We start from the raw sequence: 15883 nt of genomic DNA on the forward strand, positions 1-15883 counted from the left end.
GCGGGCCTTTGGGTCCGCTTTTTTGTTTATTTAAACGATGCCTTATATGCATTGAAGTAAATCAATAAAAGATGCCACAATAACAGCTACCTATTATATGCAATATTCGGAATATTGAATAATATATATAGGCACTCCGTCTTAATTGGAGTGTCGTATGTCTATCAAAAAATACTACGGAATAAATTTCACATTATTAATTGCAGCTGCATTACCATTTTACCTGCCATCGATTTCGCAGGCGCAAGAGCTAATCCGCCACGACAAGAACATGCCTTTCAACAGAGCCGTCATCTTTGGCGACAGTCTGAGCGATAATGGTTACTTCCCTGATTTGCTTATGAGGCTTACCGGCAAGAATACGACAAACGGCCGTTTCAGCAACGGAAATATCTGGGATGAATATCTCTTTCCCATTCAGGCCAGAGGTGTAAAACTCTTTCTCTTTGGAGCCTACCGTAATGGGGATTATGGAAACCATACGGAAAACGGGGACAGTAATGTCAATTATGCCATAGGCGGCAGCACATACACGCCAGGCAATTCATTTTTTGGTCATTTAAAAGATAGATATATACTTCCAATTGACAAGCAAATCGGAAAATTTACACAAAACAACAATACCTTCTCTCGTGATAACCTCATATCTCTGTGGGCCGGCGCCAACGATGCACTGAACGCGATAGATGAAGGCCTTCCAGCCGATGAGCAGGCGGCGCTGGTGGCAGGTAAGTTTTCAGATGCGCTTGAACAGCTTTATCGTGCAGGGGCACGTCAGTTCCTGCTCCCCGACATGCCTGATTTTTCCAAAGTGCCACGCTTCAATGGTAACAACACTTCTATACCACACCAGACCGCAGAAGCCTTCAACAAGGCGATTGCGGACAGCATAGCTGCCTTTCACAACAAGCACCGTGACACAACGGTGTTCGCGCCGGAAATGAACGGACTGCTAGACACTGTGATAAATCATCCAGATCTGTTCGGATTCAAGAATGCGACAGATGCTTGCACCAGCATCGCCGAGTGCAAGAACGCTCCAGCGGGAGCGACTTTGCAAAATGAGTATCTTTTCTGGGACGACGTACATCCCACAACCATGACGCATCACTACATCGCCAATTACATGGAGGAATATTGGCAGAACCCGAACCTGGCTGGCTTCTATGTCCGATCACCTGAAGGGCGGTTCGAAACGGAGCGCAACTATTTCTTTCCAACTACCGATAAAGCCGTCACCGGATATCTGACCGGCAACAGAGCACTTTATAAGCTCAATGCCGGCAAACTCACCCTGACCGGAGATCACAGTTATACAGGAGGAACATTTGTAATAGAGGGCGAGCTGGAACTGGGCAATGGCGGTAGAACCGGTTCCGTGACCGGAGATGTCAACCTTAAACAGAAAACAACTTTTGCATTCAATCACAGCAATCTACTAGGCCATGTTGACAAAGTGCGGCATCCATATTTTGACGGCGGCGATGGCTAGGAATGCCTCGAAAGATTTTCTGGTTTTGTCGTATCGAGTGGCAATGCGACGAAATTGCTTTAACCTATTGAACATACGCTCGATGCGGTTGCGATCCTTGTAGGCCTGAAAGTCGCAAGCGGGAGGGTTTTTCCGGTTCGCTTTGGGCGGAATAACGGGCGTTATGCCACTCCACAGCAGGGCGTTCCGAATGTTGTCGCCATCATAGCCTTTATCGGCGAGCAACAGTCTGGGCTTTTTCACAGGAATGGACATCAAGTCTTCAACTGCATTGTAATCTGAAGCCTCTCCGCCTGTCAGAACGAAGCCAAGAGGGCGTCCCTGACCGTCTGTACGGGCGTGGACTTTTGGCGTAAAGCCGCCGCGTGATCGACCAAAAGCCTCCTTATAAGTCCCCCTTTTGCGTCGGCTGCCTGAGAATGACCACGAACAGTCGTGCTGTCGATCATATGTTGCCAGTCGTCAGTTAAGCCCAGTTCGACGAGGGTTTCCAAAAGCGCATCCCATACGCCTTGTTCCGCCCAGCGTCGAAACCGAACATAAACCGAATTCCATTTGCCGTAGCGTTCATGCATGTCGCGCCAGGGGCAGCCAACCCGCAGAACATGAAGCATACCGTTGAGGTAACGTCGGTTATCCAAAGAAGGCCGAGACTTTCGGCCCCGCTCAGCGGGCAACAAGCCCTCAATCAGAACCCATTCCTGCTCGCTAAGATCGCCGCGCGCCATAACCGCCTCCTAAAAAGCAGTTTTGAATCACGCTTTAGCTGATTTGTGAATCCACTTTGTCAACACGACCTAGCTGTTTGGTTGCGGAACATCATTGGGATGAGGTAGGATGGGCTATTGCTGAAAATGCCTGGCGTTTCGAAACCATGATTAATGAGGCCCTGTGATGATGCAAATCCATCCTCAAGCGCGAACGACCCCTGCAGTACGAGCAGAGATCGCCCGATCAACGGAGCCGACAAGTGTCATCGCCAGACGCTATGGCATCAGCGATGAAACAGTGCGCAAATGGCGCAAACGGGGAGAGCATGCTGTCCAGGATCGCTCGAGCCGTCCAAAGCGTTTGCCATGGCGCGTCACGGAGGAAGAGCGTGCCATCATCTGCGCGGTGCGACGCGCAACGGGCTTTCCACTGGATGATCTGACTTTCGTCCTTCGCCACTTTCTGCCGCATCTCAACCGCGACAACATCTATCGTGTCCTGAAGGCTGAAGGTCTGAACAGGCGTCCCGCAAAACCATCAACCCTTCCGACCAAAGGACAGGGCCGCTTTCGCGAATATGATCTGGGCTACGTCCATATTGACGTCAAACATTTACCGAAGCTGCGGACCGCAGATGGAGAGATACGCAAGCGTTATCTTTATGTTGCAATCGATCGCTGTTCGCGCTTCGTACATCTGGCCGTTTACGATGCTGAAAATGCAGCCAATGCAGTTGCCTTCTTGAGCCAGACACGAAAGGCGTTTCCCTTCCGCATCACGCATGTGCTCACTGATCGCGGATCATGCTTCACCGCCGATGCCTTCGAAGAAGCCTGCGCAAAACTCAAAGTCATCCGCCGTACGACAAAGCCATATACGCCCCAGACTAACGGCATGGTGGAACGCTTTAACGGTCGTGTCGCGAGCGAAGTTCTCGGTATCAATGTCGCCGGCCATGCAGATCTCGAAACACTGCTCATCGGCTTCAACCATGCCTACAATCGACGAAGACAGCGGGTTCTTTCGGGAATGTCGCCCGTCGACAAAGTAAAGCAACATATTGAGAAGAACGCTCGCCTCGCCAACCCTGTTTACAAACCCGCAATTGACGACGAACTCATGGCCAAAGTAGATGATGTGCTTTATTATGCCAATGAGGTCTCACAACCAGACACCTAGCACTACTTTGGCAGAATAGAATTTGGGGTCATTTGGAACCTGATACGGCAATGAGGACATCGTTGTGGTGGATGGTGGCTTGAGAGCGCGGCTATGACAGCGCGTCGGATGGCTGGCAGTGTCGGCTTAGGCGGGCCGTACCTCTTCCTTTTTTTCCCGCTTTGCCTTGTTGAGGCGCTGATGTTGCAAGAAGGCGTAAGCGATCATCGTCATCAACGCGTGTCGGTGGAGGCCCTGCCATGATCGGCCTTCGAAGTGATCGAGGCCGAGTTCTTCCTTCATCTGCTGATGGGCCTGCTCGCAGACCCATCGCGCCTTGATGGCCGCCGCGAGCGCTTTCAAGGTCGCCTCGGCCGGCAGATTGGAGAGATAATATTTGCGCTCGTCGTTTGAGCGCCATTCACCAACGAGCCACGCCTCTTCGCCCGGCATATGCTGCTGTCCCTTGTCCAGGATGCGTTGCGGGTTGCCATCAGCAATCCGAATGCGTAGGGCAGCGAAGCGTGCGGTCAATCGACCTTTCGTGCCATGACGCCAACTGACCTTCTTCCAGGTGGTTCCTTCCAGGATCGTTTCGGCTGCGGTCGAAAGGGTGTCGGGGATTGAATGCTTGCGCGGCCTTCCATGGCCGGCGACAGGAAAGATCAATGCAACATCATGAGGATAAACCTTCTGATGCTTGGGAATACCGACAGCCCAGGTGAGATTGCGTGCACTGAGCCCCTGGCGAAACGCAGCCGACAGACCATAGCCGGCATCCGCAAGCACGGTGCCAAACCGCACGCCTGCGGCCATCAGTCGATCGATCTCGCCGAGCGCGATCTCCGGTTTGGTGCGGGATCGGCGCATCTCCTCGGGAACACCAGCCTTCGCCATCCGATCCTGATCACTCGTCCAACTGTCGGGCAAGAACAATCGTAAGCCCACTGGGACGGGGACCTCGTCGCGGGCCAGCGTCAACGACACCAGCGTCTGGCAATTGGCACGCTTGCCCAGCACCGACGCATACTGCGGCGCGACCCCAACAGAATGGTCGCCTTTCTTCGGTAGACCTGTGTCGTCGATCACCAGAAAAGCATCTGAAGCCCCGACAATCCTGTCGGCCTGCACCGCCAGTTCCGCCTCAAGAGGACCAGCATCCCAAATCCCATCCGAGATGAAATGATGCAGGCGGTCGTAGCGATCGGGTGCCAGACGTTCCGCCATCGGCTCGATACTCTTGCGATCGCCAGGTCCGATGAGGCCCGAAATATAGACCGGGCACATCTGCCGCCGCTTCTTGTGACCAAGCTTCTCGACGAACGGCTTCAGCCAATCTGCCAGCGCAACATCCAGTTCCGACATCTCGCACACCCCTGTGAAAGTGCCCAAGATGGCCCATTATCGCAAATGGTCGGTTAATCTGCCAAAGTAGTGCTAGGTGTCTGGTTGTGAGACCTCATTGGCATAATAAAGCACATCATCTACTTTGGCCATGAGTTCGTCGTCAATTGCGGGTTTGTAAACAGGGTTGGCGAGGCGAGCGTTCTTCTCAATATGTTGCTTTACTTTGTCGACGGGCGACATTCCCGAAAGAACCCGCTGTCTTCGTCGATTGTAGGCATGGTTGAAGCCGATGAGCAGTGTTTCGAGATCTGCATGGCCGGCGACATTGATACCGAGAACTTCGCTCGCGACACGACCGTTAAAGCGTTCCACCATGCCGTTAGTCTGGGGCGTATATGGCTTTGTCGTACGGCGGATGACTTTGAGTTTTGCGCAGGCTTCTTCGAAGGCATCGGCGGTGAAGCATGATCCGCGATCAGTGAGCACATGCGTGATGCGGAAGGGAAACGCCTTTCGTGTCTGGCTCAGGAAGGCAACTGCATTGGCTGCATTTTCAGCATCGTAAACGGCCAGATGTACGAAGCGCGAACAGCGATCGATTGCAACATAAAGATAACGCTTGCGTATCTCTCCATCTGCGGTCCGCAGCTTCGGTAAATGTTTGACGTCAATATGGACGTAGCCCAGATCATATTCGCGAAAGCGGCCCTGTCCTTTGGTCGGAAGGGTTGATGGTTTTGCGGGACGCCTGTTCAGACCTTCAGCCTTCAGGACACGATAGATGTTGTCGCGGTTGAGATGCGGCAGAAAGTGGCGAAGGACGAAAGTCAGATCATCCAGTGGAAAGCCCGTTGCGCGTCGCACCGCGCAGATGATGGCACGCTCTTCCTCCGTGACGCGCCATGGCAAACGCTTTGGACGGCTCGAGCGATCCTGGACAGCATGCTCTCCCCGTTTGCGCCATTTGCGCACTGTTTCATCGCTGATGCCATAGCGTCTGGCGATGACACTTGTCGGCTCCGTTGATCGGGCGATCTCTGCTCGTACTGCAGGGGTCGTTCGCGCTTGAGGATGGATTTGCATCATCACAGGGCCTCATTAATCATGGTTTCGAAACGCCAGGCATTTTCAGCAATAGCCCATCCTACCTCATCCCAATGATGTTCCGCAACCAAACAGCTAGAACTGAACGGCATTGTGTCCGGTCAGGGCGCCGTCGTGCAACGGGGTAGCGGGATAACGGTCCTGAATGCTGCCAACAGCTATAGTGGACCGACCGATATCACCAACGGCGAGCTGATGGTAAACGGCTCGATCATTTCTCCGGTAGCCGTTCACACCGGAGGCGCTCTCAGTGGCATGGGATACATTGGCAATTTGACAGCAGAGAACGGTTCCGTCGTCTCTCCTGGTGATTTCCGGTCAACACAGAACGGATCGCTAACCGTAAGCGGGGATGCCCGATTTCAAGAAGGAAGTACACTTGCCATCGCATCCAACATCGATGGTTCCACTTCCGCGCTCAATGTTACCGGTTCTGCATATCTAGCCGGAACTGTTGTTTTCGGCGACGGACGAAGGGGCATTCCACTCAGCGTGGCCGATACGCTTGCGATGCTGGGCAAGGAAATGACATTTATTACAGCGGATAGCGGCGTTCAGGGTCAATTTGAAAGGGTAAGGCCCGAGTATCGTTTCATCGGAGCAACACTGGATTATCAGCCAAAGAACGTTCAGGTCTCCTTCGCCGAAACCGGACGGCGTTTTGCAGAAGATGCGAAAACACCCAATCAGCATGCCGTTGCCGATGCGCTACAGGCGCTCGGACGTGGCAATCAGCTCTACGATAATATTGCGGCCTCAACGTTCAGTGACGACCTGTCCGGCGCTTACGCTCAGCTCAGCGGCGATATTTACGCCTCCCTGCAAACCTCGCTGCTTCAGGACAGCCTATTGACGCGAGATGCCGTGTTGCAACGCATGGCCAACCTATTTGACGCGCATTTGGATCACTCACATACCTCTTCAAGCGATGCCATCTGGGGGCAGGCCTATGGCGCCAATACGCGTTTCAGCAGCGACGGCAACGCGCAAGCTATGAAACGTAACCTTGCCGGTTTCATTACGGGCATTGACGGCCAACTGGCAGACAATTGGAGACTTGGCCTTTTCACCGGCTATATGCAGGGTTCGCTTGATGCCGGATCGTCTTCCGCCACGGCCAACAGCTATCAACTGGGCGCCTATACCGGATATAAATGGGACAAGCTGAAGCTGGTTTTCGGCGGCAATGCGATGCTGCATGATATAGAGAGCCAGCGCTCGATAGCGTTCAAGGAACTCAACCATTCCAACCATGCCGACTTCAGAGGCTACAGCTTCCAGGGCTTTACGGAGCTAAGTTATGGCTTCCAGACTAAGCTGGCACAAATCGAGCCGTTTGCTGGCATTTCATATGCTTATGTGAAAACCGACGCGTTTGCAGAAAGTGGCTCCCCTTCCGCAGCTTCTGGAGCGGCGAGTGCAACGGATGCACTCAGCACGCTTCTAGGCACACGCATCCAACGGACTGATATAATTTCGGATACGGCGAGTGTTTACACCATTCTGATGGCTGGATGGCAACACAACAACCGTCAAAGCCCTCGGGCTGAGCTCAGCTTCAATGGCGGGGGTGATTTCACGATCAATGGATTAGCATTGGAGCGTGACACGTTCATCACACAGGCAGGGCTGAATTTCAATTTTGGACCTAACACAACGGTTGGCCTGACTTATCTGGGTCAAATGGCAAGCGGGCTGCAGGATCACGCGTTGAAGGCTAACATCTCGGTCCATTACTAGCGGCCTCTAGATTCCGGCATTTGCTAATCCCACGTAACTGGGAATACAAATGTCGGAATCAGATCAATACCGGATAGAGACATGTCCTCATCAGCCGACTTGAACCGTTTCGCCGCCACACCGGAACCTCCTTATCTGATTGTCACCTTTGCTTCGCAGCGTGTTACGGGCGAGGATGACGGCTATGGCGACATGGCAGTGCAGATGGGAGAACTTGCAGCGAAACAACCCGGCTATCTCGGTATTGAAAGCGCGCGCGACGCGGAAGGCTTCGGCATCACCAACTCCTTCTGGGCCGACGAGGAAAGCATCCGCGCATGGAAGCGCGACGTGGATCATCTGGTGGCGCAGAAGCTTGGTCGCCAAAAATGGTACGAAGCCTATCGTGTACGCATTGCCCGTGTGGAACGCGCTTATGGATTTGATGCCAAGAGCGCGTGAAAGCGCTATAGAAGCCAGATTATCATCGGGGAAGCGGCCATGCCCTCAAAGACCATCGACCACGCGATCACTGCCCGCAGCCTGACAAGCGCAGCAACGGACCCGACGCATGCTGGCGTGCTGTCCTTCATGCGGCGCATGTACACGAAGTCGCTGAAGGGCGCGGAAGCCGTCGTCTGGGGTATTCCCTTCGATGCCGCCGTATCCAACCGGCCCGGTGCGCGCTTCGGCCCGCAGGCGATCCGGCGGGCGTCGGCGATCTTCGACAATGATCCGCAATATCCGTTCCAGCGCGACCTTTTCGAGAATCTCGCCGTCATCGACTATGGCGACTGCCTGCTCGACTATGGTAATCACTATAAGACCCCAGCCACTATCGAGCGCGAAGCGGCGAGAATCCTGAAGTCGGATGCATTCCTGCTGACACTCGGCGGCGATCATTTCATCACGTGGCCGCTGCTCAAGGCCCATGCCGCGAAATATGGTCCGCTGGCGCTGGTGCAGTTTGATGCGCATCAGGATACATGGTTCGACGACGGCAAGCGGATCGATCACGGCTCTTTCGTGGCCCGTGCAGTGCGCGACGGCATTATCGATCCCGCTCATTCGATCCAGATCGGCATCCGCACGCACGCGCCGGAAGATTGCGGCATCAGGATCATTTATGGCCATGAGGTCGAGGATATGTCAGCGGCGGCGATTGCCGATGAAATCCTGAAGCGCACCAATGGCCGGAAGACCTATCTGACCTTCGATATCGACTGTCTCGATCCGGCCTTTGCGCCGGGAACCGGCACGCCGGTCGCGGGTGGCCCGTCTTCGGCAAAGATGCTGTCCGTCTTGCGTAAGCTGACGGCTCTTGACTTTGTGGGCGCCGATGTGGTCGAGGTTGCACCGGCCTATGACCATGCCGATATAACAGCAATCGCGGGAGCGACGATCGCAATGTACTATTTGGGCCTTTTGGCCGAACGGAAAGAACGACGATGAGATGCTTGTTCACAGATCGATTCAAGCAGCTCAAGAACTGATTCCGAATATTGTCGTAACTTTCTGAATTCAAAGGCAAAACGCATGAAACCGAAAATCTTCATTGATGGCGAACACGGCACCACCGGCTTGCAGATCCGCACCCGTTTGGCCGAACGCGACGATCTTGAAGTGATCTCCATTCCGGAAGCCGAGCGGCGCAACAAGGATTTGCGCGCCGACTATCTGCGCTCTGCCGATATTGCGATCCTGTGCCTGCCGGATGATGCTTCCAAGGAAGCGGTTTCCCTGCTCGAAGGCCATAACTCGACCCGCATCATCGATACCTCGACCGCGCATCGCGTGCATCCCGACTGGGCCTATGGCTTTGCGGAACTGGCCAGGGGCCAGCGCGAGCGGATTGCCGAGGCGCGTCTCGTTGCGAATCCGGGCTGCTATCCGACCGGCGCAATTGCGCTTGTTCGCCCGCTCCGCGATGCGGGCCTACTGCCTGCCGATTATCCGGTGAGCGTCAATGCCGTCTCCGGCTATACGGGCGGCGGCAAGCAGATGATTGCGCAGATGGAAGACAAGAACCATCCGGAGCATCTTGCCGCTAACAACTTCCTCTACGGCCTTCCGCTGCGTCACAAGCACGTGCCGGAACTGCAATTGCATGGCCGCCTGGATCGCCGCCCGATCTTCTCGCCCAGCGTCGGACGCTTCCCGCAGGGCATGATCGTGCAGGTTCCCCTGTTCCTGGGCGAACTGGAGGGAACGCCGTCGCTCGAAAAGGTTCATGCCGCGCTGACAGAGCATTACGCTGGTCAGGAAATCGTCGAGGTCGTACCGCTTGAAGAAAGCACCAAACTGGCGCGCGTCGATGCGGAAGAGCTTGCTGGCAAGGACGGCATGAAGCTTTTTGTCTTCGGAACTGAAGGCGACGGAGAGGTCAATCTGGTGGCGCTACTCGATAATCTCGGCAAGGGTGCATCGGGCGCGGCAGTCCAGAACATGAACCTCATGCTCGGCAAAGCCTAAAGCATGTCTCCCAAAAGTGGAAACCGGCTTTGGGATAAAGACATGCTTGAAAACAAAGACTCAAAGCCGATGTTTCCCATAGAATGGAATATCGGTTCATCTGAGCCCCTGGCAGATACACATTCAAGCCTCGTCTGGAAGGTCGAACGCAGCGACCATCCAGGCGAGATTTTTGTCGTCAAGCAGTTGAAGCCAGCCGGAATGGACGAACTGCGCGGCGCGCATTATCTGGACTGGCAGGATGGCCATGGTGCGGCACGATTATACGGCCTCAAGGGCACATCGATGCTGCTCGAATATGCGGGCGACTATCATCTCGATGAGCACCTGAAACGTGGCAAGGACGCCGAATGTCTACAGATACTCGGCGAGGTTCTGAACGCGCTGCATACGCCCTCTCCTGCCCCGATACCGGCCGACCTGCAACCTCTGGAGAAGCACTTTTCCGGTCTCTTCGCGGTGGCGCATGAAAGCCCCATCTATGCAGAAGGCGCGTCTGTTGCAAAGCGTCTGCTGGCGACGCCGCACAAGGCCATTCCGCTGCATGGTGACATTCACCATGAGAACATCATCAAGGGACCACGAGGCTGGCTGGCCATCGACCCGCACGGGCTGGTCGGCGACGCAGCGTTCGATGCAGCCAATATCTTCTACAATCCGCTCGATCGGGACAATCTATGTCTCGACCTTGAACGTGCCCGGTCCATGGCCGAGCATTTCGCACCGGTCATCGGGCGCGAACCAGCCTATATTCTGGATTATGCCTTCGCCTATGGCTGCCTTTCAGCCGCATGGCATCGTGAAGACGGCAACGACGCAGATGAAACGCGGGAATTGAAGATCGCGTCCGCGCTCAGACACTTGCGCCAAACGGCTTATACCGCGTAAGCGCCCTTTGTTGCGCGCCAGTGCGCGACCGCGAAGGCCAGCACGATCAGCGCAAAGAACTGATGCGTAAGACCCAGATGCAGCGGAACGCTCATCAAAAGCGTCGCAATGCCGATAACGGCCTGCACCAGAACAAGGCTAACCAGAACAATGGTGCGGCGCGCATGGGTGGTGCCGGGTGCCTGTTTCCACACCTGCAGCGAATGCAGGACCGTCAGAACCAGAACCGTATAGGCGAACATGCGGTGCACGAACTGTACAGTTTTCGGGTTTTCAAACAGGTTGCGCCACCATGGCGACTGGATGAACAGATCTGACGGGATGATAGCACCATCCATCAGCGGCCATGTATTATAGGTCAGACCGGCGTGAAGCCCAGCCACCAGACCGCCCAGATAAATCTGCACCAGAACTGCGAACACGACGCATCCGGCAAAGCGCTGGATCGACCGTTCCGCCGGTCGTTCGCTATAGGTGACAAGCCCGCGCGCAATATAGAAAACCGCCGTTATGATGATACAGGCTGTCGTCAGATGGATCGCCAGACGGTACTGGCTGACACTGGTAAGCTCACTCAGGCCGGAAGCGACCATCCACCAGCCGATGGCGCCCTGCAAGCCGCCGAGCGCGAGCAAGCCCAGCATACGGTACTTAAGACCGCCCCCGAGACGCCCGGTCACCCAGAAGAAGGCGAGCGGGACAGCAACCAGAAATCCGACAAAGCGCGCCAGCAGGCGATGCGCCCATTCCCACCAGAAAATATACTGGAATTCTTCAAGAGACATGCCCTTGTTGATCTGCTGGTATTGGGGAATCTGGCGATACTTGTCGAACTCTTCCACCCATTCGGCGTGGTTGAGCGGCGGAATGACGCCGTGAATGGGCTTCCATTCCGTGATGGAGAGGCCCGATCCGGTCATACGGGTAGCCCCGCCGACCATGACGATAGCAATCAGCACGACGAACACCGCATAAAGCCAGTATCGCACAAGGCGACGGTCTCGATCCTCTTTCGATGATCTGGACCCCTGCCCTACACGCTGCGCCGTTGCTGCCGTCATGCCATTCACCCTTCGATAATGAGCCGAAGGATACATGCAGCATCGACCTGTGAGTTACAAGTTCATGTCACGCGACATGCCGCCGCGTTTTTGCCCTTTCACTGTCCCTTCTCACGCGCTAGTGATGAGCCGGGAATAGGAGAGATGCATTATGCCCGTTCGGCTGAAGAAACTGATCGGCACTTTTTTGCTGGTTTCACTGGTCATCATCTATGCGGTGTTCGCGACCATCATCGCCGTGGCGCATCTTGCTGAATCGAGTGCCTGGGTGCATCTCCTTTATTTCTTCGTGACCGGCATTCTCTGGGTTCTGCCAGCCATGGGCATCATCTGGTGGATGGCACAGCCACCGCGCAAGAAACAACACTAATCCCATTTGAGGATACTGCGGACGATGGCGGGCGAAGTTACAGCGCGCATCCTGACGGATTTCAACGAGATCGGTCAACTCTGGACCTATGACCCAGCTATACATGGTGCGCCGCAATCGCTCGCATGGATCAATAACTGGCGCGCAATCGTCAATGCTGACAGTTTTGTCGTGGGGCTTTTTGACCGCGATGGTCCAATCCTGCTTCTGCCGCTAGAAGTCATCAGCCAGAACGGCGCGAAAATTGCGCGCTTTCCCGGCGGAAGCCACGCCAATTGCAATTTCCCATGGCTGCGAAAGGAATATGGCGGTGTCCTCGGACGCGATGTAGTCCGGCAACTGATCGAGGCGACCCGCAAAGCACGGTCTGATATCGGCGCACTGTCATTGACGCGCCAGCTTTCCGAACTGCAGGGCGTCGCCAATCCGCTGCTGGCTCTTGGAAAAGCGCCCAATCCAAATCCGGTTCTTGCCGCCTCGCTCGATGGTGGCTTCGATGCTGTGCTTGACCGCGCCAACCGCAAGCGAAAGCTGAAAAAGCATCGTCAGCACAGTCGCCGTTACGAGGAAAGCGGTGGCTGGAGAGTTACCGGGCCGCAAACTCGCGCGGAATCCGACACGATTCTCGATCTCTATTTTGCGATGAAGGCGCAGCGCTTCCGGAAGATGGGAATCCGTGATCCTTTTGCCGATGAAAATGTACGCAGTTTCTTCAAAGCTTTCTTCGGTGAAGGACCGGCAAAAGGTCAGAATCTGAATGAACTGCGCTTTCTCGAAGTTGGCGGCACTGTGCGCTCGATCATCGGAAAACTGTTCGGCAATACAGGCCCTACCGTCGAGTTCGCTGCCATCGCAGAAGACGAACTGATGGCGGCAAGCCCAGGGGAATTTCTCTTCTTCGAGGATATAAGCCGCAGTTGCGACGAAGGCCATTCGATCTACAGTTTCGGCATTGGAGATGAGCCATACAAACGCGAATGGTGCGATATCGAGCGCACGATCTATGACACACTGGTGCCGCTTTCCGCCAAGGGCAGGCTTTTCACGACACTGCAATCAAGCCGCAATGCGATTGCAGGAAGCCTCAAGCGCAATCCGCGTCTGTGGAGCCTGGCCAAGACACTGCGCAGCAGGTTCGCAAAAAGGTAGAGAGTGTTAGCAATCTGATTCAGGAACGCTACCTAAAGCACTGTTCTGGAATCGGATTCGACAATCAGGCGGTTTCGTCCATCAGAATGACGACGTCTTCATAACCACCCTGATCGAGATCTAGAGCAGCAAGCGCAACGCCCTTATCGTCCGGATCGACGATGCTCATCACCACAGAAGCAGGCCCGTCGGCAATGCGTCGGATTTGTTCCGAAGATGACGGACCACATTCCACAACGACAAAATCATAGACCGTTTCCAGCGCGTCCAGAATGAGCGGCAGACGATCAGCAGAACGCATGGCGGTTTCAGGATCGGCCTCGCCCAGCGGAACGACGTGAGCCTGCGAGAACCGATCACTGTGGATGACCTCGTTGAAGCGGCGCTCACCGGACAAAAGCTCGGTAATACCGGGCAAATGTGTACCGTCCAGCATGGCAAGCCCGACAGTTCCTTGTGCGGTCATATCCACGAGAATTGCGCGTTTGCCACGGTCTGCGAATTCACGCAGCAGACGTACCGTGCCTGCCGATGCTTTATCGCCCTCGGGAGAGACGACCACGATACGTTTCAGCTTTCCGCCGGACAGCAGATCGGCAACAGCTTCCACACCATTTGGATTGCGTGGTTTCGTCTCGCGCTGCCTGATCTCACTTTGCTTGGTCTCACCTTGCTTTATCACGGGAAACTCCTCCACGGATTTCCTTGTTTCGGAAACCGGCGGCTTCGCCGCAAACGGCATAGTCCATGAACGGCGCGGCGCCGCAATTGTTTCCTCGGAAACAGCGTCTCTGCCTTCGCCTCTGGACGGCGGCACGGCACCAGCTTCAGCGGCAGCAGCAATAACCGGCATTTCGATTTCCTCGACGGCGGCAACTCTTTGGCCATCTGCGGTCACGAAAGCACGCCCGCTGAACAATTCACGCAGGAGAACGAAAATTGACAGCAAGAGCAGACCGGCCGCAAAAGTTGCACCGACAATCGGCAATATCATCGGATAATAGGGAACTGCCGGGGCTTCGGCAGAAGAAAATACCCGAGCGTCGACCGGCACATAATTGCGGTCGGTGCGCGATGCAGCTTCGCGATAACGTGTCAGATAGGTTTCCAGAAGCTGGCGCTGTGCTGTCGCCTCGCGCTCCAACGCACGCAGTTCAACTTCCTGATCGCCCGCCTGCGCCGCCTGTGCCTTCACGCGGTTGAGTTCACGATTGAGTTCGTCTTCGCGAAGTTTTGCTGCGGAGACTTCGTTGTCGAGGCTTGCAACAAGCTTGCGACCTTCGATCCTGATCTGCTGGTCGAGATCGGCAAGCTGCGAGCGCAGTGCCTTAATGCGCGGATGGCCGTCCAAAAGTGTTGTCGAAAGATCGGCAATCTGGGCGTTGAGCTGAATGCGTCTTTCAGCAAGGCGCTGCATCATGCCGGAAGCAATCACGTCCGGCAGCGTGTCGATGGGCGCACCCGAGGCGAGTGCTTTTCGAATGCTTTCCGCCTTTGCTTCTGCCGAAGCGCGGCTGGTGCGAACCCGCGTCAGTTCGGTTGAGACTTCAGAGAGCTGCTGTGTCGCTATCGTGCTGTTGCTCTGGCCGGTCAGGAGCCCGCGCGAAGCACGATAATCCGCAACCTTCTTTTCCGCATCGCGGACGCGGTTGCGCAGATCGTCAATCTCGGGCGCGAGCCAGCCGGTAGCATCGTCGTTCGATTCCAGCTTCGCGGCCTGCTGAAACAGGATATACTGGTTGGCCAGCGCATTGGCGACGTTTTTGGCCGTTTCAGGATTTGCCGAATTATATTGCACCACAATGACGCGTGAAGCAGTAACGGTAAAAACCTGCATGTTCTTGCGAAGCTTCTGTAGAACGCGCTCTTCGGGGGTCAGCCGTGCGGGATCGGTGCGCATGCCGAGCAAGATGAGAACACGGGTCCACGGCTTCACTTCCGTCGCCGTGAAGGTTTCGTTGCTGGTCAGCTTGAGTTCGTCGGAAACTTTCTTGAGAAGATCGCCGGAGGAGAACACCTCGACCTGGCTCTTCACACCCTCGGCGTCGAATACGGGTCGCTCGGCTGCTGTCTCGCCATTTGGGCGGGTATAAATGGATTCGCGAGCCTCGATCATGATGCGGGCTTCGGCACGATAATCCGGCGTCAGAAGAAGGCAGATGGCCCACGCCAATGCCGCCATGAGAAGAGCGCCAACGACAATGAACAGCCAGTTGCGGCGCAGGCTGGAGAACAGCGCGCCGATATCGATATCTGCGTCCCTTGATAACGGATCGACTTCTGCCATTCCCCATTCTCCATGGACTTCGCGAGTGCGCTTGCGCGCGTGATCGCTCTCGCCCGCGTGGGGTAATACACCCCCGAATCTGGAGCGCTTTTCGATCTGATTACATCAGATCGGCGCTCTGCATG

At 55.3% G+C, this 15883-nt stretch carries 12 protein-coding genes and 2 pseudogenes; 9 read left to right on the forward strand and 5 right to left on the reverse strand.

Features of this window, described 5'->3' with window-relative positions; genetic code table 11:
- The first annotated feature begins 157 nt into the window (after positions 1–157).
- Positions 158–1492, forward strand: a complete 1335-nt coding sequence (locus MKS82_RS05375) for an SGNH/GDSL hydrolase family protein (protein ID WP_109987559.1) — start codon at positions 158–160, stop codon at positions 1490–1492.
- On the opposite strand, the pseudogene MKS82_RS05380 reads toward MKS82_RS05375, so the two are convergent.
- Positions 1439–2220, reverse strand: a pseudogene (locus tag MKS82_RS05380) (IS5 family transposase). The gene MKS82_RS05375 and the pseudogene MKS82_RS05380 sit on opposite strands and share 54 nt — an antisense overlap.
- Positions 2221–2386: 166 nt before the next feature.
- Between MKS82_RS05380 and MKS82_RS05390 the strand changes: the two are divergent.
- A complete protein-coding gene (locus tag MKS82_RS05390; RefSeq protein WP_240578457.1) occupies positions 2387–3382 on the forward strand; it encodes an IS481 family transposase in 996 nt (331 codons plus the stop codon).
- Here the strand turns inward: MKS82_RS05390 and MKS82_RS05395 are convergent.
- Positions 3365–4726, reverse strand: a pseudogene (locus MKS82_RS05395) (IS701 family transposase). The gene MKS82_RS05390 and the pseudogene MKS82_RS05395 overlap by 18 nt on opposite strands.
- Positions 4727–4798: 72 nt before the next feature.
- Positions 4799–5794, reverse strand: a complete 996-nt coding sequence (locus MKS82_RS05400) for an IS481 family transposase (RefSeq protein ID WP_240578457.1) — start codon at positions 5792–5794, stop codon at positions 4799–4801.
- Positions 5795–5926: 132 nt separating this feature from the next.
- On the opposite strand from MKS82_RS05400, the gene MKS82_RS05405 reads away from it, so the two are divergent.
- The 5 genes from MKS82_RS05405 to MKS82_RS05425 all read left to right on the forward strand — a co-directional run bounded on the left by MKS82_RS05405 (position 5927) and on the right by MKS82_RS05425 (position 10891).
- Positions 5927–7552 carry an autotransporter outer membrane beta-barrel domain-containing protein gene (locus tag MKS82_RS05405; protein WP_445558069.1) on the forward strand — a complete coding sequence of 542 codons (1626 nt, stop codon included), beginning with the start codon at positions 5927–5929 and terminating at the stop codon, positions 7550–7552.
- 81 nt (positions 7553–7633) lie between these two features.
- The gene (locus MKS82_RS05410; protein ID WP_109988332.1) at positions 7634–7993 is read left to right on the forward strand and encodes an antibiotic biosynthesis monooxygenase family protein; all 360 of its coding nucleotides are present in this window, start codon (positions 7634–7636) and stop codon (positions 7991–7993) included.
- A gap of 39 nt (positions 7994–8032) precedes the next feature.
- Positions 8033–8983 (forward strand): agmatinase, encoded by a 951-nt coding sequence (gene speB, locus MKS82_RS05415; RefSeq protein ID WP_109988333.1) that lies wholly within the window; start codon positions 8033–8035, stop codon positions 8981–8983.
- Positions 8984–9067: 84 nt separating this feature from the next.
- Entirely contained in the window at positions 9068–10003 is a 936-nt protein-coding gene (gene argC, locus MKS82_RS05420) for an N-acetyl-gamma-glutamyl-phosphate reductase (protein WP_109988334.1), read from the forward strand.
- A 42-nt stretch (positions 10004–10045) separates the two neighbouring features.
- Complete coding sequence (locus MKS82_RS05425) at positions 10046–10891, forward strand: aminoglycoside phosphotransferase family protein (RefSeq protein ID WP_109988335.1); 846 nt, start codon at positions 10046–10048, stop codon at positions 10889–10891.
- Here the strand turns inward: MKS82_RS05425 and MKS82_RS05430 are convergent.
- Positions 10879–11952 (reverse strand): COX15/CtaA family protein, encoded by a 1074-nt coding sequence (locus MKS82_RS05430; protein WP_109988336.1) that lies wholly within the window; start codon positions 11950–11952, stop codon positions 10879–10881. The genes MKS82_RS05425 and MKS82_RS05430 overlap by 13 nt on opposite strands.
- Before the next feature lie 151 nt (positions 11953–12103).
- Here MKS82_RS05430 and MKS82_RS05435 point away from each other — a divergent pair, with 151 nt between their 5' ends.
- Positions 12104–12322 (forward strand): DUF2842 domain-containing protein, encoded by a 219-nt coding sequence (locus MKS82_RS05435; RefSeq protein ID WP_010661115.1) that lies wholly within the window; start codon positions 12104–12106, stop codon positions 12320–12322.
- 24 nt (positions 12323–12346) lie between these two features.
- Complete coding sequence (locus MKS82_RS05440) at positions 12347–13471, forward strand: GNAT family N-acetyltransferase (RefSeq protein ID WP_240578458.1); 1125 nt, start codon at positions 12347–12349, stop codon at positions 13469–13471.
- 64 nt (positions 13472–13535) lie between these two features.
- Here the strand turns inward: MKS82_RS05440 and MKS82_RS05445 are convergent, their stop codons facing one another.
- A complete protein-coding gene (locus tag MKS82_RS05445) occupies positions 13536–15758 on the reverse strand; it encodes an exopolysaccharide transport family protein (RefSeq protein ID WP_240578459.1) in 2223 nt (740 codons plus the stop codon).
- Positions 15759–15883: the final 125 nt, after the last annotated feature.

The sequence above is a fragment of the Ochrobactrum sp. A-1 genome (assembly GCF_022488005.1).
In the GTDB taxonomy this organism is placed as follows: Bacteria; Pseudomonadota; Alphaproteobacteria; order Rhizobiales; family Rhizobiaceae; genus Brucella.